Annotated in this window: 5 protein-coding genes; 3 read left to right on the plus strand and 2 right to left on the minus strand. The window is 43.0% G+C overall.

The genetic code is table 11. The annotated features are described in order from the left end of the window. Nucleotides 1-45: 45 nt before the first annotated feature. Together ABFY09_RS11965 and ABFY09_RS11970 are read right to left on the minus strand one after the other, a co-directional pair. Nucleotides 46-1,770: a proline--tRNA ligase gene (locus tag ABFY09_RS11965; RefSeq protein ID WP_347984550.1), complete on the minus strand. Its 1,725-nt coding sequence runs from the start codon at nucleotides 1,768-1,770 to the stop codon at nucleotides 46-48. Nucleotides 1,771-1,801: 31 nt separating this feature from the next. Continuing rightward, nucleotides 1,802-2,671: an SMP-30/gluconolactonase/LRE family protein gene (locus ABFY09_RS11970; RefSeq protein ID WP_347984551.1), complete on the minus strand. Its 870-nt coding sequence runs from the start codon at nucleotides 2,669-2,671 to the stop codon at nucleotides 1,802-1,804. Between the two features lie 87 nt (nucleotides 2,672-2,758). Here ABFY09_RS11970 and ABFY09_RS11975 point away from each other — a divergent pair, with 87 nt between their 5' ends. The 3 genes from ABFY09_RS11975 to ABFY09_RS11985 all read left to right on the plus strand — a co-directional run bounded on the left by ABFY09_RS11975 (nucleotide 2,759) and on the right by ABFY09_RS11985 (nucleotide 6,582). After that, a complete protein-coding gene (locus tag ABFY09_RS11975; protein WP_347984552.1) occupies nucleotides 2,759-3,202 on the plus strand; it encodes an HIT domain-containing protein in 444 nt (147 codons plus the stop codon). Nucleotides 3,203-3,263: 61 nt separating this feature from the next. Continuing rightward, nucleotides 3,264-4,907 carry a DUF2786 domain-containing protein gene (locus ABFY09_RS11980; RefSeq protein WP_347984553.1) on the plus strand — a complete coding sequence of 548 codons (1,644 nt, stop codon included), beginning with the start codon at nucleotides 3,264-3,266 and terminating at the stop codon, nucleotides 4,905-4,907. 157 nt (nucleotides 4,908-5,064) lie between these two features. Further along, nucleotides 5,065-6,582, plus strand: a complete 1,518-nt coding sequence (locus ABFY09_RS11985; protein ID WP_347984554.1) for a fumarate hydratase — start codon at nucleotides 5,065-5,067, stop codon at nucleotides 6,580-6,582. Nucleotides 6,583-6,834: the final 252 nt, after the last annotated feature.

Consider the following 6,834-nt stretch of genomic DNA (forward strand, 5'->3'; position numbering starts at 1 on the left):
AAGCCAGCCTCAATTTATGAGGTGGCTCGAGTAAAATAGTGCTGCTTATTTTTTGTTTAAGATGAAGTCGATAGAGTTAGCAATCGTAACGTCTTCGTTTTCACCTTGAGCACGGTTTTTGTATTCGAGTGTGCCGTTAGCTAAGCCTTTATCGCCGACAACAAGGCGATGTGGAATACCAAGCAGCTCGCAATCAGCGAATTTCACACCAGGACGTTCTTTGCGGTCATCAAGTAATACATCGAAGCCTTTTGCTTTTAGCTCAGAATATAGGCGATCACATTCGTTGCGGACTGCTTCGGATTTATCGTAATTCATGGCAACAATCACAACATCAAAAGGCGTGATGCTTTCTGGCCACAAGATACCTTTCTCATCAAAATTTTGCTCAATGGCTGCAGCAACAATGCGAGAAACACCGATTCCGTAGCATCCCATGTGCATTACTTGAGCTTTACCGTTTTCATCTAGCACGGTTGCTTTTAAGGCTTCTGCATACTGTTGGCCTAATTGGAAAATGTGACCGACTTCGATGCCGCGTTTGATGACGATTGTACCTTTGCCATCTGGAGATGGATCACCTTCGACAACGTTTCGCAAATCGGCTGTTTCAAAATCTGGGCAGTCTCTTTCCCAATTTAAACCAGTTAAGTGATAGTCATCTTTATTTGCGCCGGCACAGAAGTCAGACATAACGGCTGCTGAGCGGTCAGCAATGATGCGGATACCTTTCTCTTTTAAGTCTTTAGGGCCAATTGAGCCAGGTGCGCAACCAATCTTGTTGATGATGTCAGCTTCATCGGCAAATTCAAAAGGAGAAACAATGCCTTCAAGCTTTTCTACTTTCAATTCATTGATGTTGTGGTCGCCGCGCAATACAAGAGCAACAATGGTTGCTTGCTCGTTTTCATCTAGACCTTTCACTAGCATGGTTTTCACTGTTTGAGTGACATCTAGTTTAAGGAATTCAGCAACTTGCTGGATTGTCTTGCAGTCCGGTGTTAAGACTTCGGTCAATTCTTGTGTTGGTATGTCGGCTTTTGATTTTAAGCAAACTGCCTCTGCAAGTTCTACGTTGGCTGCGAAATCAGAAGCATCACTAAATGCAATGTCATCTTCACCAGAGTCTGCAAGTACATGGAATTCATGTGAGTACGCGCCGCCGATGCTGCCTGTATCTGCAAGTACTGGACGGTAGTCTAGACCGATTCGATCGAATACGTTGCAATAGGCTTTATGCATTACCTCGTAGGTCTCATGCAATGACTCTTCATTAACATGGAATGAATAAGCGTCTTTCATGCAGAACTCGCGAGAGCGCATAACGCCAAAACGTGGGCGAACTTCATCGCGGAACTTTGTTTGAATCTGGAAGAAGTTCATTGGTAGTTGCTTGTAGCTAGTCAGTTCATTGCGAGCAAGATCTGTGATGACTTCTTCGTGAGTTGGTCCAAGGCAATAATCGCGACCATGACGATCCTGCAGACGGAGTAATTCTGCGCCGTATTTCTGCCAGCGGCCAGTCTCTTGCCATAATTCAGCTGGTTGAACACCTGGCATCATGACTTCAAGTGAGCCTGCTTTTTCCATTTCTTCACGGACAATGTTCTCGACTTTACGAAGTACTTTTAGTCCTGTTGGTAGCCAAGTGTATAAGCCTTTGGAAAGCTGGCGAATCATGCCGGCACGAACCATAAGCTGGTGACTGGTTACGACGGCATCGGTTGGAGCATCACGTAGGGTGGAAAATAAATAATTGCTTGCGCGCATGATAGTGTAGTCTATTTTTTAGGTTGTATGATTAGCCAGCGAATTTTTCTTCGTGTTGACCTTTGGTATTAACAGTAATGGCAAAGATTCCGCCAGCTTTGGGGAATTCTTTTAATTCTTCTTCTGTTTGGGCTGATCGACATGTGGTTACAAATAAGGTGCTCATGTCTTTGCCGCCAAATGCTACCATAGTTGGGTAGGTCGCAGGTACGGGATATTCTTCTAAAATATTTCCTTCAGGGCTTATTTTTACGACGCGTTGACCTTGGTATAAAGCAGACCAGTAGTTTCCTTCAGCATCCACTGCGGCACCATCTGGGCGACCATTGCCGCGAGGAAATTCAATGAAGACTCGTTTATTTGTTGCTGAGCCTGTTTCAAGGTCGTAATCAAATTGATAAACCACGTGATTCGGCGTATCGGAATAGTACATGGTTTTATTATCTGGAGAGAAAGCGAGTCCGTTTGAGGTCCAGGCGGCTTGGTCAATAAGCCTTTCTTGGCCTTGGTTGAACTGATGTAGCGCGCCTTTAAATGCATCTTTTGGTGAATACATTGTTCCGGCAAGAAAGCGACCTTTCGCGTCACAACGGCCGTCATTAAAGCGTGTTGTTTTTTGGTTGTATGTAGCGAGCCAGTAAGTTTCTAATGGGGCTTCGAAGGCGGAGAATGTGTAAACACCTGATCGGAATGCAGCAATAAACCCACCATTTTTGCTCAAAGAGAAACAGCCTATTTCTTCATCAAAGGTGCGTGATTTCAATGTTTCTGATTGAATGTTGTAGGCATGTAGCTTAAAGGAATCGATATCAACAAAATATAGAGTTTGAGTTGTTTCGTCCCAGCGTGGGCATTCAGCTAATTTCGCTTGTGCATCCAAGACACATTGCATTGTTGTCATGCGAGCTCCAAGTCTCTCAGTGATTTTTAAATTGAGGGTGCTATAGTGCTTATGAAAGCCTTTTTTGTAAAGTGAGAATGTATAAAGATGTTTGAGTTAGATCCAGTTTTAAAGCGCGATTCTGTGTTGGTTGGGTGTTTTCCATTGTGCCAGTTGAGGTTGATGAATGATGCTCAGTTCCCTTGGTTTATTTTAATTCCCCAGCGTAACCGCATTACTGAGATTTATCAGCTTGTTGAGGAAGATCGTCAGCGATTAATGGCTGAGAGTTGTTTGCTTTCAGAAGTTTTGCATGATGCTTTTTCTGCGACTAAGCTAAATGTTGCCGCCCTCGGCAATCAGGTGCCTCAATTACATCTTCATCATATAGTGCGTTACTCAACTGATTTGTGTTGGCCAGGGCCTATGTGGGGTAAGTTGCCTGCTGTTGAGTATACGGAAGAAAACTTGGCCAAGACTTTGCATGAGGTTCGATCATTACTCAATGATGATTTGGTTTCATTAGGTGACGGCGCTGATCTTTACTATTGAAATAAGCTTAAGATTGGTATTCTATTAGGATGATATTTAGTCAATTTGGAAAGTCTGTTTTATGAGCGTACGCAGAAGGAAGAAGGCTATACAGAAGGTTGTTAAATTGCTGAATTTAGCAACGTCGACCAACTCGAGTGAATCTACTGTGGCGCTACGTCACGCAGAGTCTTTAATCAGGCAATATCAAATAGCTCAGCGAGAGTTGCCGATTCTTCAACTGTGCGACAGTTCTATGCTTTATCGTGTTAGTTGGGGGGGCGCAGCTCCTCGATTCGCTAAGCAAGCTTCCGTGCAGACTCCTTGCGAACCTTCTGTTTACCAGCGCCGCTTTAGTGAAAAAAATAATGATCCAAGTCGAGCTTATGAATCTGCTCGAACGATTCTCGATGATCTTGAAGAGCTCGATGATCTTGAAGAAAGTGTTGATGATTTATTTGAAAGCGAATTAGGCGATTCAGAAATAGAGAGTGAGTTAGGTGTGAATTCTGAAGTGGACTTGACGAGTAGTGAAAGTGTGGGGAATGAAGCGGTTTTGGACGACGAAGAAGTTGTAAGTGAATGTGCGGCAGAAACCGGTGATGAGGCTGATACGATAAATTATTCGTCATCTGGTGATAATGTCATTAATGCAACAGGTGTTTTTCGTTCAAATAATGCTGAATTCACAGAAACCTTAAAAACACAATACGCTGCTAGCGATCCGAATATCCCCTTTGTGGAGGATGGTTACTGGTCCAAGGTTTATGAGAAGCTTGCTGGCTTTGATGAGGTGAAAGTTCAATCTTATATTGAGTCGCTTGATACTCAGCGTTCTCTGGCTCAAGAGAATCTACAATCTAAAAAACAGAAGCGGTATGAGCATGAGCAGGATGAAGTTCAAGAGAGGGCTGAGCGAGCAAGGATTGAACAGAGTTTTGAAGAGGCAATAGAAAGAGCGTTTCAAGCAAGAGCAAAATCATATGAAGCGTGGGAGACGCGCTGTACTAGTGTTCGTATGGCTTGCTTGCGAGATGAGCAAGAAGCAGTTCAGGGTTATGATGCGATCACTCAAGATTTAGAAAAAGCGAAAGAGTCACTTCAGCAGCATTTGCAGCGTAAAGAGGATTATCGTGCGGCGAAAATTATGCATGAACTGCGTCGAGAGTTGGCGTTGGCTGTTTCTGTTGGTGATGAAGCTATGTCTTCTTATGAGAAAGTAATTAATATCATGGGTGAAAATGGTCTTTCTCTTAAAGACTTGGAATTCTCCGATATTAAAAACAAAAGTTTGTTTATTCGGTTGCTGGAGAGAGAGTCGGCGCTTATCGAGGATGTACTGGAGCGTGAAGAGCACACAGAGAAGATGCTAGATAAGTTTTTGGTGTCCAGCTCATCGAAAAAAGATGCTAGACCATCTGAAAACCCAATTCAACGAATTCAGCGATTGCTTATTGCTGCGAGTGAGGGTGGGCAGTTTGAAACTCAGAAGAGTTTAGAGCAGGTTATTTATTTGATGGATTCGAATGGAGTTGGTGTCAGAGATATTGGCTACGGCTTTATTAAAAAATACTCTGTTTTTATTCGTCTAATTAATTGGGAGGCGGAGCGTATTTCATCTTTGTCTGAGCGAGAAAAGTTTACAGCTGAAATTTTGGAAGAGTATATTCAGCATTCTGTGCAGAAGCCTAAATCTGATAGCCATGAGCAAAAAATGAGCCGCTAATACTTAATCAAATCATTTCTTTTTCCTATATGCCTCCTATTCATTTGATTGATAGGGGGTATATTTTGTTAAAAATCACCTTAATACTTCCTTTGCTTGCTTGCATCTTTTACCATTTCCTATTCAAGATAATCATAATCCTCAGCAGGAGAGAAGCATGAGCATTATTAAAGAGAATGATTTGATTGATAGTGTCGCAGACGCACTGCAATTTATTTCATATTACCATCCGCTAGACTTCGTTAATGCCGTACATGACGCATATGAAAGAGAGGAGAGTAAAGCAGCCAAGGATGCTATGGCGCAAATTCTCATCAACTCAAGAATGTGTGCCGAAGGTAAACGCCCTATTTGCCAGGATACGGGTATCGTGACTGTTTTTGTTAAAGTCGGCATGAATGTTCAATGGGAAAGTAGCAAAAGTGTTACTGACATGATTAACGAAGGTGTACGTCGTGCTTATCTTCATCCTGATAATGTGTTGCGCGCCTCAATCTTAGATGATCCTGCTGGTGGCCGTAAAAATACCAAAGACAATACCCCAGCGGTGATTCATATGGAGATTGTTCCTGGTGACACCGTAGAGGTGCATGTGGCTGCAAAAGGTGGCGGTTCAGAGAACAAATCTAAACTTGCTATGTTGAACCCATCTGATGACATCGTTGAATGGGTTAAAAAAACAGTACCAATAATGGGCGCGGGCTGGTGTCCACCAGGTATGTTAGGTATCGGTATTGGTGGAACGGCAGAGAAAGCCATGGTCATGGCAAAAGAATCTCTGATGGAGCCTATTGATATTCATGAACTGAAAGAACGTGGGCCGCAAAATCGAGTAGAAGAGTTGCGTTTAGCGATCTTTGAAGAAGTGAATAATTTAGGGATTGGCGCGCAGGGTCTTGGTGGTTTAACCACGGTGTTAGATGTCAAAATCATGGATTACCCAACACACGCAGCGTCTTTGCCAGTGGCTATGATCCCTAACTGTGCAGCAACACGTCATGCGCATTTTGTATTGGATGGTTCCGGCCCTGCAGACTTAGTTCCACCATCATTGGATGATTGGCCAGAAATTACTTGGGAAGTGGGTGAAAGTGTTCGTCGAGTCAATTTAAACGAAATTACCCCAGAGCAAGTAAAGGAATGGCAACCAGGTGAAACCATTCTACTGAATGGCAAAATGCTAACTGGTCGCGATGCCGCGCATAAGAAAATGGTAGAAATGCTGGCGAATGGTGAAGAGCTACCAGTTGATCTAAAAGGACGTTTTATTTATTACGTTGGTCCTGTGGATCCAGTTAGAGATGAAGCCGTTGGTCCAGCCGGTCCAACAACGGCGACTCGTATGGATAAGTTTACTCGTACCATTTTAGATGAAACAGGCTTACTTGGTATGATAGGCAAATCTGAGCGTGGGCCAATTGCTATAGAAGCGATTAAAGAGTTCGGTGCTGTTTATCTGATGGCTGTTGGTGGTGCTGCGTATTTGGTTTCAAAAGCAATCAAAAAAGCAGATGTGATTGCTTTCCCAGAACTTGGGATGGAGGCTATTTACGAATTCGACGTTGTGGATATGCCAGTAACTGTTGCTGTTGATTCTGAAGGAACATCAGTTCACATTACAGGCCCAGCGGAATGGAAAGCTCGCATAGAAGAGCAAGCCCTGGAAATTAAATAAGCAAATTTGCTGGAAGAAATGATCTAAGAAGGCTGCAATATAAAATGTGGCCTTTTTTTGTTTTTCGCTAGAGAAAGTGTTGCATCATAATATTTAATCTGTATCATACGTTCCTCGGTCAGGAGATGTGCCTGATTTTGCTCTTTAAGAATTTAAACAGATAATTTGTGTGGGCGCTCGCTGGAGACTTCAGAAGACCATTGCATTGCTATTTTTAGTGTGTATTTGGTCAAAAAAATTGAAGTCTTACGA

Origin of the sequence: Marinomonas sp. 5E14-1 (assembly GCF_039939215.1) — a bacterium.
In the GTDB taxonomy this organism is placed as follows: domain Bacteria; phylum Pseudomonadota; class Gammaproteobacteria; order Pseudomonadales; family Marinomonadaceae; genus Marinomonas.

Excerpts from the sequence above, each read along its gene's own strand:
- ABFY09_RS11975 (WP_347984552.1), top strand. The coding sequence starts at position 2,759 with ATGTTTGAGTTAGATCCAGTTTTAAAGCGCGATTCTGTGTTGGTTGGG.
- ABFY09_RS11980 (WP_347984553.1), top strand. The coding sequence starts at position 3,264 with ATGAGCGTACGCAGAAGGAAGAAGGCTATACAGAAGGTTGTTAAATTG.
- ABFY09_RS11985 (WP_347984554.1), top strand. The coding sequence starts at position 5,065 with ATGAGCATTATTAAAGAGAATGATTTGATTGATAGTGTCGCAGACGCA.
- ABFY09_RS11965 (WP_347984550.1), bottom strand. The coding sequence starts at position 1,770 with ATGCGCGCAAGCAATTATTTATTTTCCACCCTACGTGATGCTCCAACC.
- ABFY09_RS11970 (WP_347984551.1), bottom strand. The coding sequence starts at position 2,671 with ATGACAACAATGCAATGTGTCTTGGATGCACAAGCGAAATTAGCTGAA.